This is a genomic window from Enterobacter sp. DTU_2021_1002640_1_SI_PRY_ASU_LCPMC_013 (genome assembly GCF_032389435.1).
GTDB lineage: Bacteria > Pseudomonadota > Gammaproteobacteria > Enterobacterales > Enterobacteriaceae > Enterobacter > Enterobacter hormaechei_C.
This window is the reverse complement of the sequence record NZ_CP135594.1, coordinates 202,008-219,048: the sequence shown is the minus strand read 5'-3', so window position 1 is coordinate 219,048 and position 17,041 is coordinate 202,008. Positions and strand designations below refer to the sequence as shown.

Below are 17,041 nucleotides of genomic sequence, written 5' to 3'. Positions count from 1 at the left end.
AGGGCGAAATTTAACGGGAACAAGAATAACGGCAATGCGCCGCTCATTTCAAGGTTAAATTTTCACCAGCGCTATTGCCCGAGCGTAAAAAACCCGCCGAAGCGGGTCTCTCAAATCAGATAAACGCAAACGCATCGCCAAACAGACGATCTTCCCGCGCGTCACGATCGTTGCAGAACAGGTCGCGGGCAATTTTTGCCATTTCAAAGCGACCGGCAATATAGATATCGTGCCCGGCCAGCGTCCCGTGATCCTGCAATACCGCAGTCAGCACCGTACCGCTGCGCCCGCACCAGCCCTCTTCCGGCTGCTCGACAACCGGCTCAATGCGCAGGTTTGGATGATTTACGCTCAGCGCTTCCAGCTCAGACAGATCGTAAAGATGCTTCTCTTCACGGCCGCCCCAGTAGATGGTGATATCGCGATTTGGATTACGCGCCAGCGCGGTCAGCAGAATAGAGCGGACATAAGAGAAGCCCGTGCCACCGGCAATCAGGATCAGCGGACGGTCTTCGTCTTCACGCAGCCAGGCCTCGCCATGAGGAATATCGACCACGATTTCACGCTCTTTCAGGATGCGGTCCATCACGGCCATCGCGTACAGGTTAAGCTCAGACGCACCAATATGCAGCTCAATAAATTCCTTCTCTGCTGGCGTTGAGGCCATAGAGAAAGGACGCTTATCACGCTCGTCCATCACGACCATCAGGTACTGACCGGCACGGAATGAGAAGGCCGCTTCAGGAACCAAACGGACGCGATATACGGTGTCGGTAATAGCATCTACCGACGTCACTTTACAGCTTAAGGTTGTCATTCGCTCTCTCTGTCGGGAAGTCTATAGGGCTAAACGGTCTTATTCTGCCTTACCGTTATTCATTATGGCCAGCTCGTCCCAGATCGCGTCAATTCGCGCGGTCACGGCAGGATCTTTTTCGATCGGGCGACCCCATTCACGGTCGGTTTCGCCAGGCCATTTGTTCGTGGCATCCAGTCCCATTTTTGAGCCAAGTCCGGAAACCGGCGAGGCAAAGTCCAGGTAATCAATCGGCGTGTTTTCCACTAACACCGTATCACGCGCCGGATCCATACGCGTGGTGATGGCCCAGATGACGTCATTCCAGTCGCGGGCATTGACGTCATCATCGCAGACAATCACAAACTTGGTATACATAAACTGGCGCAGGAAAGACCATACGCCCATCATCACGCGCTTAGCGTGACCGGCATACTGCTTCTTCATCGTCACCACCGCCAGGCGATACGAACACCCTTCCGGCGGCAGATAAAAATCAACGATTTCCGGGAACTGCTTTTGCAGGATCGGCACAAACACTTCGTTCAGCGCCACGCCAAGCACCGCCGGTTCATCCGGTGGACGGCCGGTATAGGTGGAGTGATAGATGGCATCTTCACGCTGGGTAATGTGGGTGACGGTGAACACCGGGAAGTTATCCACTTCGTTGTAATAACCGGTGTGGTCGCCGTACGGCCCTTCGGGTGCCAGCTCGCCCTGTTCAATGTAACCTTCCAGCACAATCTCTGCGCTGGCCGGTACTTCCAGGTCATTGGAGATGCACTTCACCACTTCGGTTTTGGTGCCGCGCAGCAGCCCTGCAAAGGCATATTCAGACAGCGTATCAGGAACAGGCGTCACCGCGCCCAGAATGGTTGCCGGATCGGCACCCAGCGCGACGGAAACCGGGAAGCGTTCGCCCGGATGGGCCGCGCACCACTCCTGGAAATCCAGCGCCCCGCCGCGATGGGACAACCAGCGCATGATGAGCTTGTTTTTGCCAATCAGCTGCTGGCGGTAAATGCCGAGGTTTTGACGCTCTTTATGCGGCCCACGCGTCACGGTGAGGCCCCAGGTGATCAGCGGTGCGGCATCGTCAGGCCAGCACTGCATGATGGGAATTTTGGTCAGATCCACCGCATCGCCTTCCAGCACTTTTTGCTGGCACGGCGCACCGCGCAGGCGTTTGGTGGGCATGTTCAGCACCTGCTTAAACTGCGGCAGCTTGTCGAACAGGTCGCGGAACCCTTTTGGCGGCTCCGGCTCTTTCAGAAAGGCCAGCAGTTTGCCCACTTCACGCAACGCCGTAACATCTTCCTGTCCCATCCCCAGCGCCACGCGGCGAGGTGTGCCAAACAGGTTGCACAGCACCGGCATGGCGTAGCTTTTTGGGTTTTCAAACAGCAACGCCGGGCCGCCCGCGCGCAGGGTGCGGTCAGCGATTTCTGTCATTTCCAGATACGGATCAACAGGAAGCGTAATGCGTTTGAGTTCGCCCTGCTTTTCCAGCAGCGCCAGGAAGTCGCGTAGATCGTGGTATTTCATGCAGTTAATCATGGCCTCTCTGTAAGCGCTTCATTATACGGCGTAAGACCGCGTGATGCTGTAATTTTGTTAAATTAGCGTGAACTTCCACGACTTACTCTCTTTTTCGCCATTATAATCACCTTAGCGATCCCGCCAGGGTTTTGGTATGCTTGCGCCCCGAACAATGGGAAGAGTGATTATGCAGGCCTGGTATTTACTGTATTGCAAACGCGGGCAACTTCAGCGCGCGCAGGAACATCTTGAACGTCAGTCTGTTAACTGCCTGACACCCGTGATCACGCTTGAAAAAATGCAGCGTGGAAGACGCACGACCGTCAGTGAGCCTCTGTTCCCGAACTATCTGTTCGTCGAGTTCGACCCCGAAGTGATCCACACCACGACGATCAGCGCCACGCGCGGCGTCAGCCATTTTGTGCGTTTTGGCGCCCATCCGGCAAGAGTACCGTCATCGGTTATTCATCAGCTTTCTGTCTACCAGCAGCCTGAAGATATTACCGATCCGGAAACCCCTTATGCCGGCGACAGCGTGGTGATCACCGAAGGCGCCTTTGAAGGGTTACAGGCCATCTTCGCTGAGCCGGACGGTGAAGCGCGCTCCATGCTGCTGCTCAACCTGCTGAACAAAGAGGTGTTGCAGAGCGTTAAAAACACCGATTTCCGCAAAGTTTAGAACTGCACGCCGAACAGACGACGCACGTTATCATCGGTTTGTGCTGCCAGCCACTGGGCATCTTCTCCGCGCCAGTGCGCCACTCGCTCAGCAATATGCCCCAGGTAGGCCGGTTCATTACGTCGTGATGGCGGTTTGGGCTGCATATCCCGGGGCAACAGATACGGCGCATCCGTTTCCAGCAGCAAACGATCGGCCGGGATAACGGGTAACAGCTCACGCAGTTCCAGCCCACGACGCTCATCGCAGACCCAGCCCGTGATACCCAAATACAGCCCGCGGTTCAGGCAATCCAGCGCTTCCTGACGGGAGCCCGTAAAGCAGTGCAACACCGCGCCCGGCAGTTTCTCCAGCCAGGGTTCCAGTAGCGCCATAAAACGTTCATGCGCATCGCGACAGTGCATAAACACCGGCATCTCCAGCTCTGCTGCCAGCGCGAGCTGGGCGGTAAATGCCTTCTCCTGCTCTTCAGGCGTCGAGAAGTTACGGTTGAAATCAAGCCCGCATTCGCCAATGGCAACCACTTCTGGCGTTTGTGCCAGACGATGAAGCGCCTCAGCGCTTTCATGCGTCCACTGGCTGCTGTCATGAGGATGCACGCCTGCGGTGGACCAGCAGTGTTGATAGCGTTGCGCCAGCTGCCGTGCCTGCTCACTCTCATGCAGATTCGTTCCCGTCAGTAGCAGCCCACCCACGCCGGCGGCAAAGGCGCGCGCCACCACCTCATCGTGGTCTTTCGCAAACTGGGCGCTGGTGAGGTTAAGCCCGATATCAAACATACGTATCCCCATATGACAACCGCCCTGACGGGCGGTTGGTTTTATTCTTTAGTAGTCTCTTCAGACGGCTCGTCTTCTTCGTCCCGGGTACGCCCCTTTCCGACGTAGAAACGAGCGAAGAACACGCCGACTTCAAACAGGCAGTACATAGGTATCGCCAGTAAGGTTTGCGAGAAGACGTCCGGTGGCGTTAACAGCATACCTACGACAAATGCCCCCACCAGGATGTACGGGCGCTTCTTCCGCAGATCGTCAGGCGTAGTCACCCCCACCCAGCAGAGCAGGACAATTGCTACGGGCACCTCGAAGGCGACACCAAAGGCCATAAACAGCGCCATCACGAAGCTGAGGTAGCTGGCGATGTCCGTCGACACCTGTACCCCTTCCGGTGCGGTATGCGTCAGGAAGCCGAAGGCCAGCGGGAAGACAACGAAGTAGGCGAACGCCATGCCGATATAAAACAGCAGCGAACTGGACACCAGCAGCGGAATAACCAGCTTGCGTTCATGCTTGTACAGCGCGGGCGCCACAAATGCCCAGACCTGATACAAAATGACCGGCGCAGAGGCAATCAACGACACCCAGAAGGTCAGTTTGATCGGGGTAAAGAACGGTGAAGCAACGTCTGTTGCAATCATCGTCGCGCCCAGAGGCATCTGTTTAATCAGCGGCGCGGAAACCACCTGATAGATATCGTTGGCAAAATAGACCAGACATAAAAAAATGAGGAAAACTGCAATAATGCAGTTTAACAGGCGCTTACGCAGCTCAATGAGGTGCGTAATAAGCGGTTGAGTATCATCTACTGCCATGTTTACGCTTTATCACTCGACGAGGGGGATGATTCGGAAACGGGCGCGGCGGGTTTTACCTCAGCCGTTTTGACCACGGGCTCTTCCGGCGGCACCTGCTTTTTCACTTCGGGCTCCTGCGGCGATTGCTCTGGCGAAGCAGCCTGATGCTCCGCGCTGGAAGGCGTTACACCCTCGCGCTGCTCTTCGCTACCCTTCACCACCGGATTGTGGATGGTGTTTGCTTCATCGCTCGCCTTCTCAGGATCGTTAATGCTGTAAGAACGCTTCATGGATTCAGCCGCTTCGCGCAACTCATCCATTGATGCTTTCAGCTCCGGCGTCAGGTTGTCCATGCTCGCCTTTTCAACCTTTTTCAGGCTGTCCTGAAATTCCTGAAGCTTCAGCTCCTGCGCCAGTTCGTTCTGCACGGTAGTTGCCAGCGAGCGAAGCGCCCGCACCCAGCCCACGACGGTTTTCACCGCAACGGGTAAACGCTGCGGCCCCAACACAATCAGACCAATCACAAAGACCAGCAGTAACTCACCAAAACCAATGTCGAACACGAATTACACCTGCTCTTTATCGTGACGTTTAGCCTCTTCCTTTTTGGCTTCGTCCTGCTTATCGGCGATGGATTTAGCGTTAAAATCAGCATCCTGACTGGTTTTTTCCTGCTTATTCTCATCATCGCTCATGGCTTTCTTGAAGCCTTTGATTGACGCGCCCAGGTCGGAACCAATCGATCCGAGTTTTTTCGTGCCAAACAGCAGCACAACGATGACGGCAATGATCACTAACTGCCAGATACTGATACCACCCATGCGTGTTCCCCAGTGATAGATGATTAATTAGTCAGATCGCATTATACGTATGCAATCTCTCGATAGCGACGCTAATTCAGCGCGTTTTTCGCCAGCCAGCAAGCCAGACAACCACACCGGCAGCCATAATCCAGGCTGGCATCATTTCCCAGTCCGGACGATTGATCAACAGCAACGTGCCGCTTATCAGCAGCGTCGCGCCAATTCCAAAGAGATAGCGGGACTGCCCCTGACGCACGCGACTGGATTGAAGCTCGTGCGCGATTTTATCCATGCTGTGCTGAAGGTTCTTGCTCTGACGCAAACTGTCGTAAACCAGTTCAGGAATTTCAGGCATTTTTTCAATCCAGAACGGGCCTTTCTCTTTAAGCGAGCGAACCAGAGCTGGAATACCGACCTGATCCTTAATCCAGGATTCGAGGAACGGTTTCGCGGTTTTCCACAAGTCTAACTGAGGATAGAGCTGGCGGCCTACGCCCTCAACGTAAAGTAATGTTTTCTGAAGTAAAACTAATTGCGGCTGCACTTCCATATTGAAACGGCGTGCGGTGTTGAACAGGTTGAGCAGGACGTGTCCGAAAGAGATCTCCGAGAGCGGCTTTTCAAAAATCGGCTCACAGACGGTGCGGATCGCAAATTCAAACTCTTCCACGTTGGTATCTGGCGGAACCCAGCCTGAATCCACGTGCAGCTCGGCCACCTTACGGTAGTCGCGATTGAAGAAAGCGATAAAGTTCTCTGCGAGGTAGCGCTTATCCTCTTTATTCAGCGAGCCGACAATACCGCAGTCGATGCCGATGTATTTCGGATCTTCCGGGTGCTCATAGCTGACGAAAATGTTGCCAGGATGCATGTCTGCATGGAAGAAGCTGTCGCGGAAAACCTGAGTAAAGAAGACCTGCACGCCACGTTCGGCCAGCAGCTTCATGTTGGTGCCCTGTTTTTCCAACGCCACCACGTCCGAGACCGGAATACCGTAGATACGTTCCATCACCATCATGTTCTGACTGCAATAGTCAGAATAGACTTCAGGAACATACAGCATCGGGCTGTCTTCAAAGTTTCGACGCAGCTGAATGGCGTTCGCCGATTCACGCAGCAGGTTAAGCTCGTCAATCAGCGTTTTTTCGTATTCCCGTACCACTTCCAGCGGACGCAGACGGCGACCATCCGGCAACAGACGCGGCACCCAGCGAGCCAGGCGATAAATCAGCTTCATGTCTGCTTTGATAACCGGCAGGATATCCGGACGAATCACTTTGATGACCACCTCTTTGCCATTTTCCTTCAGGCGCGCGGTGTGAACCTGCGCAATAGAGGCAGAGGCCAGGGGCTGAATATCGAAATCATCAAACCAGGTCTCGATGGGGATATTGCCCATCGCTTCTTCGATTTGTTTCTTCGCTCTCTCTCCGTCAAACGGAGCAACGCGGTCCTGCAATAGCGCGAGCTGATCGGCAATCTGCGGTGGGAAAAGGTCGCGACGTGTTGAGAGCATCTGTCCAAACTTGATCCAGACCGGGCCCAGCTCCTGTAACGCAAGACGCAGGCGTGCGCCCAGTTCCTGATCCTTATGGCGATTCGGCATCCAGAACAGCGTGCGACGCCAAAGCCGAAGCGGCAGGGTGATACGCATTCTGGGGATAAGCTCGTCGAGCCCGTAGCTCAAAAAGGTGCGAACGATAAAATAGAGGCGCCGAATTTCACCAGGCGTCATTTGCCCTCCAGTTTTTCCAGCCGTTTGGTTAACGCATCAACTGCGCGCTCAACTGCCGCGGTCTCTTCTGCAAACCAGGCGACTTCTAAAGGCCCCGGCGCCATACGCCACTCTTCGGTCAGCACCTCGGCAGCGTAGCGCTGTTGACGGAGCAGACCTTTACGAAGGAAAGCGGAACCCGTGCGCAGCGTTTTGCTTATACCTTCAGCCGCGATGTCGCCGATATAGGGCGCCATCAGTTCCGCCGGGTCGAATTCAGCCTGATCGCTGAGTGCAACGAAGTTCTGTACCACCTGAATATCGCCTTCGACCTCCAGCTCACCGCTGCGAATAAGCGCCGTCATCTGCTGACGGTCACGCAGTTTTGGCAATACGCTCATGTGCGTAATCACCGAGCAGTCAGCCTCGCCTTCCCACTCCCCCAGAACGTCAAGCTGGCGTTCGCTGAAGACCAGCACAAGCGGCGTCGAGAACTCCTTTAAAACGATGCGCAGCACCTTTCCGTTAAGCCGCTGACGTGCGGTTTTCAGCGCCGGAGCGCGATACAGAAAGGCATTCAGCACATTCTCGATGCCAGCGGTGACTAAGGGTTTAATGGGCACGGGAAACCTCCACTCAGAACTTGTAACCACGATGCAGCGCGACGACACCCGCCGTCATATTGAAGTATTCCACGTTTTCAAACTCCGCATCCTGCATCATCGCTTTCAGCGTGTCCTGATCCGGGTGCATTCGGATGGACTCGGCCAGATAACGGTAACTTTCTGCATCGTTTGCCACCAGCTCGCCGATGCGCGGCAGAACGTGGAAGGAATAGGCATCGTAAGCTTTGCTCAGCGGGTCGATAATCGGTTTAGAAAACTCGAGTACCAGCAGTCGACCGCCCGGCTTAAGCACGCGGTACATGGAGCGCAGCGCTTTATCTTTATCGGTCACGTTACGCAGACCGAAAGAGATGGTGATGCAGTCGAACGTATTATCCGGGAACGGCAGCGCTTCGGCGTTGGCCTGAACATATTCAACGTTGCCTACCACGCCGATGTTACGCAGCTTTTCGCGTCCCATTTTCAGCATGGAGTCGTTGATATCCGCCAGCACCACGCGGCCGGTTTCGCCAACCAGACGGGAGAATTTAGCGGTCAGATCCCCTGTGCCTCCGGCTAAATCCAGCACCGTTTGTCCACGGCGCACGCCGCTACAATCAATAGTGAAGCGCTTCCACAAGCGATGAATGCCGAATGACATCAAATCATTCATCACATCGTACTTCGCCGCCACGGAATGAAATACGTGGGCCACCATGTCAGCTTTCTGCGCTTTGGCGACAGTCTGAAAGCCAAAGTGCGTTGTGTCTTGTGAATCGTCAACCATCTCAGAGCCTGCTAATCAGTCAAATGTTCGTGAAGTGTAACAGATTGGGCGCATTTGCCCTACGTTTCAACCACCGTGAAAGAAACGCGCCGGCTGCGCTTCGGGGGATAAACTCGCCGCTAAATCGTTGTCTTCATTGCGGCTATTTTGCTCACCGTCGCCTTCACGCAGACGAAACTCTTCGTCCTGAGCGGTAGCCTGCTCCACCAGTTCCGGATTAATCTCGCGTTTAACTTCCACCCCCAGGCTGCGAAACGCCTCCGCCTGCGCCAGCAAATTGCCACGCCCGGAGGCGAGTTTTTTCATCGCCTGGCGGTAGTTATCCTGCGCGCGATCCAGGCTTTGCCCCACCGAGGACATATCGTCCACAAACAGCCGCATTTTGTCGTACAGCTTGCTGGCGCGATCGGCAATCTGCTGCGCGTTACGGCTTTGGTGCTCATAGCGCCACAGGTTGGCAATGGTACGTAACGCCACCAGTAGCGTGGTGGGGCTGACCAGCATAATGTTATTTTTCAGCGCTTCGGTGATCAGTTCGGGCTGTCTGTCGAGCGCCAGCAGGAACGCAGGCTCGACCGGAATGAACATCAGCACATAATCCAGCGATCGCAGCCCCGGCAGCTGCTGATAATCTTTTCTGCCCAACAGACGGATATGGTTACGCACGGAGGCGATGTGCTCCTGCAACGCTGTTTCGCGGGTGTAGTCATCCTCAGCGTTGAAGTAGCGCTCATAGGCCACCAGCGTCATTTTGGCGTCGATAACCACATCTTTGCCCTGTGGCAGACGAACAATGACATCCGGCTGCATCCGCGAGCGCGCATCGTTCTCAATGCTGACCTGCGTTTCGTATTCGTATCCTTCGCGCAGGCCAGAGGCCTCCAGCACGCGCGTCATGACCACTTCGCCCCAGTTTCCCTGCGCTTTGTTATCACCTTTCAGTGCACGCGTCAGGTTAACCGCCTCCTGCGCCATCTGCGCATTCAGCTGCTGGAGATTACGAATTTCATGCGCCAGCGTGTGGCGTTCGCGGGCTTCCTGACCAAAGCTGTCCTGTACCTGACGGCGAAAGCCATCCAGCTGTTCACGCAGCGGCGTCAGCAGGCTGTTCAGGCTCTGGCGGTTCTGCTCATCCACGCGGCGATTGCTGTGCTCAAAAATGCGGTTCGCGAGGTTCTCAAACTGCTCGCTAAGACGCTGCTCGCTGTTGATCATCTGACGGATTTTGTCTTCGGCGTGCAGTTGGGTGGACTCAAGACGGGTGGTCACTTCACGGAGATCGGCCTCCAGCGAGGTATTGATATCACGCAGATTGCGCAGTTCGTTATTGAGCAGTTCGCATTCGTCGCGCCAGTGGTCACTCAGCGCAAGCTGTTGTTTCGTCGCGCTAAGTTCAGCGACGATCTCTTCGCGCTCTGCCAGCTGTTCGGCTTTCTGCTGCGCATGCTGGTAGCCGGAAATGAGCCAGCCAATTCCCACGCTCACCAGCGCAATCACTGCATAAATCAGGATTGAGATATCCACAATGCCCCCTGCATCAACGTATTACCGCACAAAATAGAATTGTGCTGTATGAACGTCCAGTTTGAAAGGGTTTTCCTGCGAGGCGTTACGCAAAAAGAAAAGGCCGAGCATGTCGGCCTTTTAGCACTGAAGAGAGAATTAGATCAGGCGGCGCGCCGCTTCAACCACGATTTTCACCGCATGGCTTTCAGTCTGCTTCATGGTTTCAGCGTTCGGGATCTCCTGCTGAGTACGGTTGACGATAACGCCCGCCACCATACCGGCACGCAGACCCTGGCTTGCGCACATGGTCAGCAGCGTCGCAGATTCCATTTCGTAGTTCATGACGCCCATCGACTGCCACTCTTCCATGGAGCCTTTGAAACGGCTCACCACGCGACCAGAGAAGGTGTCGTAACGCTCCTGGCCCGGGTAGAAGGTATCGGAAGAGGCAGTTACGCCCACGTGGGTGGTGGCGCCCACGGACTTCGCGGCTTCAACCAGCGCGGTGGTGCATTCGAAATCGGCCACTGCCGGGAATTCCATCGGTGCAAAGTGCAGGCTTGCCCCGTCCAGACGCACGGATGCGGTGGTAACCAGCACGTCGCCCACGTTGATGTGCGGCTGAATAGCGCCTGTGGTGCCGATGCGCAGGAAAGTACGAATGCCCAGCTGCGCCAGCTCTTCAACGGCGATAGAGGTAGACGGGCCACCAATACCGGTAGAGCACACGATCACCGCTTTACCGTCCAGCTCTGCGCGCCAGGTGGTGAATTCGCGATGCGCTGCCAGCTTAACCGGCTTATCCATCAGCGCGGCGATCTTTTCCACACGCTCAGGATCGCCAGGGACGATAGCAAGCGTAGCCCCTTGTAAATCGTTTTTAGTGAGGCCGAGATGAAAAACATCAGACTTAGACATAGGTGACTCCTCTGTGGGTCGGTTTGTCAGAAGAAGTAAAACGGTACTTTACAGAAGCAATGTGCATTATTTCGTGACACACCTCACCATGAATGAAAATGATTGCAGTTAATTTCCATAAAATAGTGATTCACATCACATTAACAAGTTATATCGCCGGGTGCTGCACAAAAGATAGACGCTATAAGGCACTGTGGATTGTTAACCTGGTGTCTATATTTATCTTTGCGCTAATCCATTCATTGGTACGGAGAATGCCATGACTGAAAAAACCGGTTTTGCACCTGCTGCGGCCCCGCATGCTTCAACCATCGTCTCAACCCCTGAAGAGGCCATTACCGCAGGCGAGACCTCCATTCCCTCCCAGGGGGAGAACATGCCAGCGTACCACGCGCGGCCAAAATCTGCCGATGGCCCGCTGCCCATCGTGATCGTGGTGCAGGAAATATTTGGCGTTCATGAACATATTCGCGACCTCTGCCGCCGTCTGGCGCTGGAAGGTTACCTGGCCGTTGCGCCGGAACTCTACTTCCGTCAGGGCGATCCGAATGATTACAGCGACATCCCGACGCTGTTCAGCAACCTGGTCAGCAAAGTGCCGGACGCGCAGGTGTTGGCCGATCTCGACCACGTTGCCAGCTGGGCGGCGCGCAACGGTGGCGACCCGCACCGTCTGATGGTGACCGGCTTCTGCTGGGGCGGACGCATTAGCTGGCTGTATGCCGCGCACAATCCGCAGTTGAAAGCCGCTGTGGCCTGGTACGGCAAACTGGTGGGTGAAAAGACCCTGAACTCGCCGAAACATCCGGTTGATATCGCTACCGATCTCAATGCCCCGGTGCTAGGGCTGTATGGCGGGCAGGATACCGGCATTCCGCTTGATACCGTCGAGACCATGCGCCACGCGCTGCGGGCGGCAAACGCGAAGGCCGAAATCGTGGTGTACCCGGATGCGGGACACGCGTTTAATGCCGATTATCGTCCGAGCTATCACGCAGAATCGGCGAAAGATGGCTGGCAGAGAATGCTGGCGTGGTTCAGCCAGTACGGCGGGAAGAAAGCGTAATACAAAAAGCCCGGTGGCGGCTGCGCCAACCGGGCAATCCAGCCCCACTACGCCTGACGCAAATTCTGCGCCGCCTGCACCATGTTCGCCAGCGCCGCGCGGGTTTCAGGCCAGCCGCGGGTTTTCAGGCCGCAGTCCGGGTTTACCCACAGGCGTTCCGCCGGAATGCGCTGGGCGGCTTTTCTCAGTAGCGATTCAATCCACTCCACGCTCGGCACGTTAGGGGAGTGAATGTCATACACGCCCGGCCCGATTTCGTTCGGGTAGTCGAACTCTTCGAACGACTCCAGCAGCTCCATGTCTGAACGCGAGGTCTCGATGGTGATCACATCGGCGTCGAGCGCGGCAATGGAGTCCATGATGTCGTTAAATTCGCAGTAACACATGTGGGTGTGGATCTGCGTGTCGTCCTTCGCGACGGCCGCGTTGAGGCGGAACGCCTCCACGCCCCACGTCAGATAAGCATCCCAGTCGCTGCGACGCAGCGGCAAGCCTTCACGCAGCGCCGGTTCGTCGATCTGAATGATGCCAATCCCCGCCGCTTCCAGATCCGCCACTTCATCACGCAGCGCCAGGGCGATCTGTTTGGCGATGGTTTCCCGGGATACATCTTCACGCGGGAACGACCAGCAGAGAATGGTCACCGGCCCCGTAAGCATGCCTTTTACCGGTTTGTCGGTCAGAGACTGGGCATACTTCGCCCACTCCACGGTGATCGCTTCCGGGCGGCTGACGTCACCGATCACCACCGGCGGCTTCACGCAGCGGGAGCCGTAGCTTTGCACCCAGCCGTTCTGGGTAAAGACAAAGCCGTCCAGGTGTTCACCGAAGTATTCCACCATATCGTTACGCTCGGCCTCGCCGTGCACCAGCACGTCCAGACCCAGACGTTCCTGCTCGACGATCGCCTGTTTGATGTGCTCCGCAATGCCGGTGCGGTAGTGATTCGCATCCAGATTGCCCTTTTTGAAGTCCAGGCGCAGGCTGCGGATCTCGGTAGTCTGCGGGAAGGAGCCGATGGTTGTGGTCGGCCACGCGGGCAGGTTAAAGCGTGCACGCTGGGCTTCGGCGCGCACTTCATACGGGCTCTGGCGCTGGCTGTCCCGGGCAGTGATGGCTGCCAGACGTTTTTCCACCGCCGGGTTATGCACGCGCGTCGAGTGACGGCGCGCCTGGATCGGGGCGCTCCAGTCGGTAATCGCTGCCGTGTCGCCGCTGTTCAACGCGTCGCGCAGCAGAGCCAGCTCCTCACACTTTTGCAGGGCAAAGGCAAACCAGCTTTTCACCTCAGGGTCGAGTCGGGTCTCCACGCTCAGGTCGATCGGGCTGTGCAGCAGGGAACAGGAAGAGGCTACCCACAATTCACGTTTACCGACAATGTCCTTGATTTGTGCATATTTCCCGGTGAGATCGGCACGCCAGACGTTACGACCATTCACCAGACCGGCAGAGAGCAGCCACTCCGCAGGCAGACGCTTGTGCAACTCTGCCACATCGTCTTTGCCGTGAACGAGATCAACGTGCAGACCCTGAACCGGCAGCGCGGTAATGGTATCGAGGTTCGGCGTTACGCCCTCGAAATAGGTGGTCAGCAGCAGCTTCACCTGGCCCGTGAGCGCGTCATACGCCGGTTTGAAGGCATCCAGCCACGCCTGCGGCAGCTCAAGCACCAGCGCCGGTTCATCGATTTGCACCCACTGAATACCGCGTTTGCCCAGCTCAATCAGCACCTGCTTATAAACCGGCAGAATATCGTTCAGCAGGCTGAGGCGGTCGAACTGCTCACCTTTCACTTTGCCCAGCCACAGGTAGGTGACCGGCCCCAGCAGCACGGGTTTCACCTGGTGACCCAGCGCCAGCGCTTCGTCCACTTCATCCAGAAGCTGGGTCCAGGTCAGTTTGAACTGCTGGCCCTTAACGAACTCCGGCACCATATAGTGATAGTTAGTGTTAAACCACTTGGTCATTTCCGCCGCTGCCGCTGGCTCACCCGTTGGCGCGCGGCCACGGCCGATGCGGAACAGGGTATCGATATCCACCGATCCATCGTTGTTCTGATGACGAGCCGGCACGTTGCCAAGCAGCAGGCTGGTGGTCAGAACATGGTCGTACCAGGCGAAATCGCCCACCGGCAGCAGGTCTACGCCCGCCTGTTTTTGCTGATCCCAGTGACGCGCGCGCAGCTCGCGCCCCACCGCCAGCAGTTCTTCGCGGGTGGCGTTACCCGCCCAGTAGCTTTCTTGCGCTTTTTTCAGCTCGCGACGCAGACCAACGCGAGGGAAACCGAGAGTGTGAGTGCGGATTGTCATGGCATACCCCTTGTAGAAATTCGTTATTTAGACGTCCAGATGTTTACACTTCTATAATTGGCAGGTACTGTATATTCCTCAAGCGCAAAATGTTCATGGCGAAGTGAAGGACTTTCATGATCGAGATAAAACACCTGAAAACGCTACAAGCGTTGCGGAACTGCGGTTCTCTTGCGGCGGCAGCGGCCACGCTGCACCAGACTCAGTCTGCCCTTTCTCACCAGTTCAGCGATCTGGAACAACGCCTCGGCTTTCGTCTTTTTGTGCGTAAGAGCCAGCCTTTGCGCTTTACGCCGCAGGGCGAAATTTTGCTTCAGCTGGCGAACCAGGTGTTGCCGCAGATTGCCAGCGCGTTGCAGTCCTGCAACGAGCCGCAGCAGACCACCCTGCGCATCGCCATTGAGTGTCACAGCTGTATTCAGTGGCTGACCCCCGCGCTTGAGAACTTCCGCCAGAAGTGGCCGCAGGTGGAGATGGACTTCAAATCCGGCGTCACGTTTGATCCGCAGCCGTCGCTTCAGCAGGGTGAGCTGGATCTGGTGATGACCTCAGATATTCTGCCACGCAGCGGTCTGCACTATTCGCCAATGTTTGATTTTGAGGTGCGTCTGGTGCTGGCCCCGGACCATCCGCTGGCCGCCAAAACGCGTATCACGCCGGAAGATCTGGCAACGGAGACGCTGCTGATTTACCCGGTACAGCGCAGTCGTCTGGATATCTGGCGCCATTTCCTGCAACCCGCGGGCATCAGCCCACAGCTGAAAAGCGTGGATAACACGCTGCTATTAATTCAGATGGTGGCGGCCAGAATGGGGATTGCGGCGCTGCCGCACTGGGTGGTCGAGACGGTTGAACGCCAGGGTCTGGTGGTCACCAAAACCCTGGGTGAAGGACTGTGGAGCCGGCTGTACGCCGCCGTGCGCGACGGCGAGCAGCGTCAGCCGATTACGGAAGCGTTTATTCGCTCAGCGCGGAACCACGCGTGCGACCATCTTCCGTTTGTGCGGAGCGCGGAGCGACCCAGCGGCGATGTACCCACAGCGAAGCCAGGATCACCGTTCCCCCAATAAGGAAACTCGGCCAGTGCGGCTGCTCCTGCCAGATGGCGAGGTTCACCAGTAGCCCCGCCGGCACGTGCACATTGTTCATGATCCCCAGCGTCCCGGCGTCTACCTGCGTAGCGCCGTAGTTCCACATAAAATAGCCCAGCCCCGACGCCACCACGCCCAGCCAGACCAGAACGCTCCACTGCACGGAGGTAGTCGGCAGCTTTTGCGGATTGCCGAGCAGAAACCACGCCGCTACCGCGACAATCGCCGCGCCCATATAGAACCACGCAAACGCGTTATGCTGCGGCATCGGGCGGGTCTCCATCAGACGTTTGTAACCCACCATCCCGATGGCAAAGCTGATATTAGCGAGCTGGACGAACATCAGCCCGGTCCAGAAGTGATCGCTTACCTTGTCATAGCGAATAATCGCCGCGCCAATGACTGCCAGCGCAGCGCTCAGCAGATATCCCCAGCGCAAACGGCGCCTGCTGAGCAAGTCATAAATCAGCGTGATGTAGAGCGGCGTCAGCACGGTGAAGAGCAGAAATTCCGAGACGGACAGGTAAACGTAGGCCCGGAAGCTGAACAGGTACATGATGCCGAGCTGCATCGCGCCTACCAGCATGTACAGCAGTATCGTTTTTAGCGACTGCCCGCGGGTACGCAGGAACGGCAGGAACACCAGCGCCGCCAGCCCCACGCGCATCAGTACCGAGAAGTAGCTGTCGACCGATCCGGCAAGGTATTCGCCAATCAGACTAAAGGAGAAGGCCCACAGGATAGTGGTGATAATGAGTAGCGCCACAATGCTTGTCTCTCAGAAAGAAGGAGAGGCATTGTAGCGAACTCTTTAGTTGACATCTGAACAATAAACAATCAATTGAAGATTATTCAAGGAACAGTTTGCGCAGATACTTAGGCACGGCGTTATCGCCGTTGGTGCCGATCACTTCCAGCTCCGGGTGCAGATCTTTCAGGCGCTGATGCGCGTTCTGCATGATGCAGCCTTTACCCGCCATGGAGAGCATCTCGGCATCGTTCATGCCATCGCCAAAGGCGATACAGTCTTTCAGATCAAAGCCCAGCCGTTTCGCTACCGCTTCCAGCGCGTGACCTTTGGACACCCCGCCTGCCATCACTTCCAGACAGGTCAGCGTGGAGAAGCTCACGTTCACGCGGTCGCCCCAGCGGGCGTTGATCGCCTGCTCCAGCGGCAGTAACTCCTCATGATTTACACAGGTGAAGAATACCTTGCTGATCCCTTCCGGCTCCAGCAGACCCGGCTCATACAGTGAGTACTGGAATACGGCTTCCTTGAAAAAGCGCATCTCTTCCGGGCGGTGGCGGTTCATAAACCACTCGTCATCGCGGTAAACGTTAGTCACGATATCCGGGTTGTTATGCACAATGCCGAACAAATCGGTGGCGATGTCACGATCGAGATTATGGGTAAAAATCAGGTTGCCGTCCGTGTCATGTACGCGCGCACCGTTAGAGGTGATCATGTACGACTTGATCTCCAGGTTATCGCGGATCTGTCCCACGTCCACGTGGTGGCGACCGGTGGCGAACACAAAGTTCACGCCACGGGCAGTCAGGAGTTTTAGGGTCTCTTTCGCATAAGGCGACAGGGTGTGGTCGGGGGAAAGCAGCGTGCCATCTAAATCAGATGCAACAACCTGGTACATAGGGAT

At 56.2% G+C, this 17,041-nt stretch carries 17 protein-coding genes; 3 read left to right on the top strand and 14 right to left on the bottom strand.

The genetic code is table 11. From position 1 onward, the window contains the following. Window positions 1-115: 115 nt before the first annotated feature. Window positions 116-817 carry an NAD(P)H-flavin reductase gene (fre, locus tag RS584_RS01080; RefSeq protein WP_315748799.1) on the bottom strand — a complete coding sequence of 234 codons (702 nt, stop codon included), beginning with the start codon at window positions 815-817 and terminating at the stop codon, window positions 116-118. A gap of 39 nt (window positions 818-856) precedes the next feature. Beyond that, window positions 857-2,353 (bottom strand): 4-hydroxy-3-polyprenylbenzoate decarboxylase, encoded by a 1,497-nt coding sequence (gene ubiD / locus RS584_RS01075; protein ID WP_086524167.1) that lies wholly within the window; start codon window positions 2,351-2,353, stop codon window positions 857-859. Window positions 2,354-2,522: 169 nt separating this feature from the next. On the opposite strand from ubiD, the gene rfaH reads away from it, so the two are divergent. After that, entirely contained in the window at window positions 2,523-3,014 is a 492-nt protein-coding gene (rfaH, locus tag RS584_RS01070; protein WP_003860779.1) for a transcription/translation regulatory transformer protein RfaH, read from the top strand. Here the strand turns inward: rfaH and tatD are convergent. The 9 genes from tatD to udp form a co-directional block, all read right to left on the bottom strand. Further along, a complete protein-coding gene (gene tatD, locus RS584_RS01065; RefSeq protein ID WP_017694739.1) occupies window positions 3,011-3,793 on the bottom strand; it encodes a 3'-5' ssDNA/RNA exonuclease TatD in 783 nt (260 codons plus the stop codon). The two genes, rfaH and tatD, sit on opposite strands and share 4 nt — an antisense overlap. Before the next feature lie 41 nt (window positions 3,794-3,834). Beyond that, window positions 3,835-4,605, bottom strand: a complete 771-nt coding sequence (gene tatC / locus RS584_RS01060; RefSeq protein WP_015569997.1) for a Sec-independent protein translocase subunit TatC — start codon at window positions 4,603-4,605, stop codon at window positions 3,835-3,837. A 2-nt stretch (window positions 4,606-4,607) separates the two neighbouring features. Beyond that, a complete protein-coding gene (tatB, locus tag RS584_RS01055) occupies window positions 4,608-5,150 on the bottom strand; it encodes a Sec-independent protein translocase protein TatB (protein WP_003860783.1) in 543 nt (180 codons plus the stop codon). Between the two features lie 3 nt (window positions 5,151-5,153). Further along, a complete protein-coding gene (gene tatA, locus RS584_RS01050) occupies window positions 5,154-5,408 on the bottom strand; it encodes a Sec-independent protein translocase subunit TatA (protein WP_069595577.1) in 255 nt (84 codons plus the stop codon). Window positions 5,409-5,484: 76 nt separating this feature from the next. Further along, a complete protein-coding gene (gene ubiB / locus RS584_RS01045) occupies window positions 5,485-7,125 on the bottom strand; it encodes a ubiquinone biosynthesis regulatory protein kinase UbiB (protein WP_015569998.1) in 1,641 nt (546 codons plus the stop codon). After that, on the bottom strand, window positions 7,122-7,727 hold the full coding sequence (locus RS584_RS01040) for an SCP2 domain-containing protein (protein WP_023295740.1): 606 nt from the start codon (window positions 7,725-7,727) through the stop codon (window positions 7,122-7,124). The genes ubiB and RS584_RS01040 overlap by 4 nt, the downstream gene beginning before the upstream one ends. Window positions 7,728-7,740: 13 nt before the next feature. Beyond that, window positions 7,741-8,496, bottom strand: coding sequence for a bifunctional demethylmenaquinone methyltransferase/2-methoxy-6-polyprenyl-1,4-benzoquinol methylase UbiE (gene ubiE, locus RS584_RS01035; protein ID WP_003860790.1), 756 nt, complete (start codon window positions 8,494-8,496; stop codon window positions 7,741-7,743). A gap of 66 nt (window positions 8,497-8,562) precedes the next feature. Further along, window positions 8,563-10,020: a DNA recombination protein RmuC gene (gene rmuC / locus RS584_RS01030; RefSeq protein ID WP_047057032.1), complete on the bottom strand. Its 1,458-nt coding sequence runs from the start codon at window positions 10,018-10,020 to the stop codon at window positions 8,563-8,565. Window positions 10,021-10,158: 138 nt separating this feature from the next. Then, window positions 10,159-10,920: a uridine phosphorylase gene (gene udp, locus RS584_RS01025; protein ID WP_003860792.1), complete on the bottom strand. Its 762-nt coding sequence runs from the start codon at window positions 10,918-10,920 to the stop codon at window positions 10,159-10,161. A 259-nt stretch (window positions 10,921-11,179) separates the two neighbouring features. Here udp and RS584_RS01020 point away from each other — a divergent pair, with 259 nt between their 5' ends. After that, on the top strand, window positions 11,180-11,986 hold the full coding sequence (locus RS584_RS01020) for a dienelactone hydrolase family protein (RefSeq protein WP_003860793.1): 807 nt from the start codon (window positions 11,180-11,182) through the stop codon (window positions 11,984-11,986). A gap of 47 nt (window positions 11,987-12,033) precedes the next feature. On the opposite strand, the gene metE is transcribed toward RS584_RS01020, so the two are convergent. Beyond that, a complete protein-coding gene (metE, locus tag RS584_RS01015; protein ID WP_315748793.1) occupies window positions 12,034-14,295 on the bottom strand; it encodes a 5-methyltetrahydropteroyltriglutamate--homocysteine S-methyltransferase in 2,262 nt (753 codons plus the stop codon). Between the two features lie 116 nt (window positions 14,296-14,411). On the opposite strand from metE, the gene metR reads away from it, so the two are divergent. Further along, the gene (gene metR / locus RS584_RS01010; protein ID WP_015570000.1) at window positions 14,412-15,365 is read left to right on the top strand and encodes an HTH-type transcriptional regulator MetR; all 954 of its coding nucleotides are present in this window, start codon (window positions 14,412-14,414) and stop codon (window positions 15,363-15,365) included. Here the strand turns inward: metR and RS584_RS01005 are convergent. Further along, the gene (locus tag RS584_RS01005) at window positions 15,253-16,152 is read right to left on the bottom strand and encodes a carboxylate/amino acid/amine transporter (RefSeq protein ID WP_023295736.1); all 900 of its coding nucleotides are present in this window, start codon (window positions 16,150-16,152) and stop codon (window positions 15,253-15,255) included. The genes metR and RS584_RS01005 overlap by 113 nt on opposite strands. 82 nt (window positions 16,153-16,234) lie before the next feature. Next, the gene (yigL, locus tag RS584_RS01000) at window positions 16,235-17,035 is read right to left on the bottom strand and encodes a sugar/pyridoxal phosphate phosphatase YigL (RefSeq protein WP_015570001.1); all 801 of its coding nucleotides are present in this window, start codon (window positions 17,033-17,035) and stop codon (window positions 16,235-16,237) included. Window positions 17,036-17,041: the final 6 nt, after the last annotated feature.

Bases quoted from the DNA above. Each gene is read 5' to 3' on its own strand.
- fre (WP_315748799.1), bottom strand. From the start codon at position 817: ATGACAACCTTAAGCTGTAAAGTGACGTCGGTAGATGCTATTACCGAC.
- ubiD (WP_086524167.1), bottom strand. From the start codon at position 2,353: ATGATTAACTGCATGAAATACCACGATCTACGCGACTTCCTGGCGCTG.
- rfaH (WP_003860779.1), top strand. From the start codon at position 2,523: ATGCAGGCCTGGTATTTACTGTATTGCAAACGCGGGCAACTTCAGCGC.
- tatD (WP_017694739.1), bottom strand. From the start codon at position 3,793: ATGTTTGATATCGGGCTTAACCTCACCAGCGCCCAGTTTGCGAAAGAC.
- tatC (WP_015569997.1), bottom strand. From the start codon at position 4,605: ATGGCAGTAGATGATACTCAACCGCTTATTACGCACCTCATTGAGCTG.
- tatA (WP_069595577.1), bottom strand. From the start codon at position 5,408: ATGGGTGGTATCAGTATCTGGCAGTTAGTGATCATTGCCGTCATCGTT.
- ubiB (WP_015569998.1), bottom strand. From the start codon at position 7,125: ATGACGCCTGGTGAAATTCGGCGCCTCTATTTTATCGTTCGCACCTTT.
- ubiE (WP_003860790.1), bottom strand. From the start codon at position 8,496: ATGGTTGACGATTCACAAGACACAACGCACTTTGGCTTTCAGACTGTC.
- udp (WP_003860792.1), bottom strand. From the start codon at position 10,920: ATGTCTAAGTCTGATGTTTTTCATCTCGGCCTCACTAAAAACGATTTA.
- RS584_RS01020 (WP_003860793.1), top strand. From the start codon at position 11,180: ATGACTGAAAAAACCGGTTTTGCACCTGCTGCGGCCCCGCATGCTTCA.
- metE (WP_315748793.1), bottom strand. From the start codon at position 14,295: ATGACAATCCGCACTCACACTCTCGGTTTCCCTCGCGTTGGTCTGCGT.
- metR (WP_015570000.1), top strand. From the start codon at position 14,412: ATGATCGAGATAAAACACCTGAAAACGCTACAAGCGTTGCGGAACTGC.
- yigL (WP_015570001.1), bottom strand. From the start codon at position 17,035: ATGTACCAGGTTGTTGCATCTGATTTAGATGGCACGCTGCTTTCCCCC.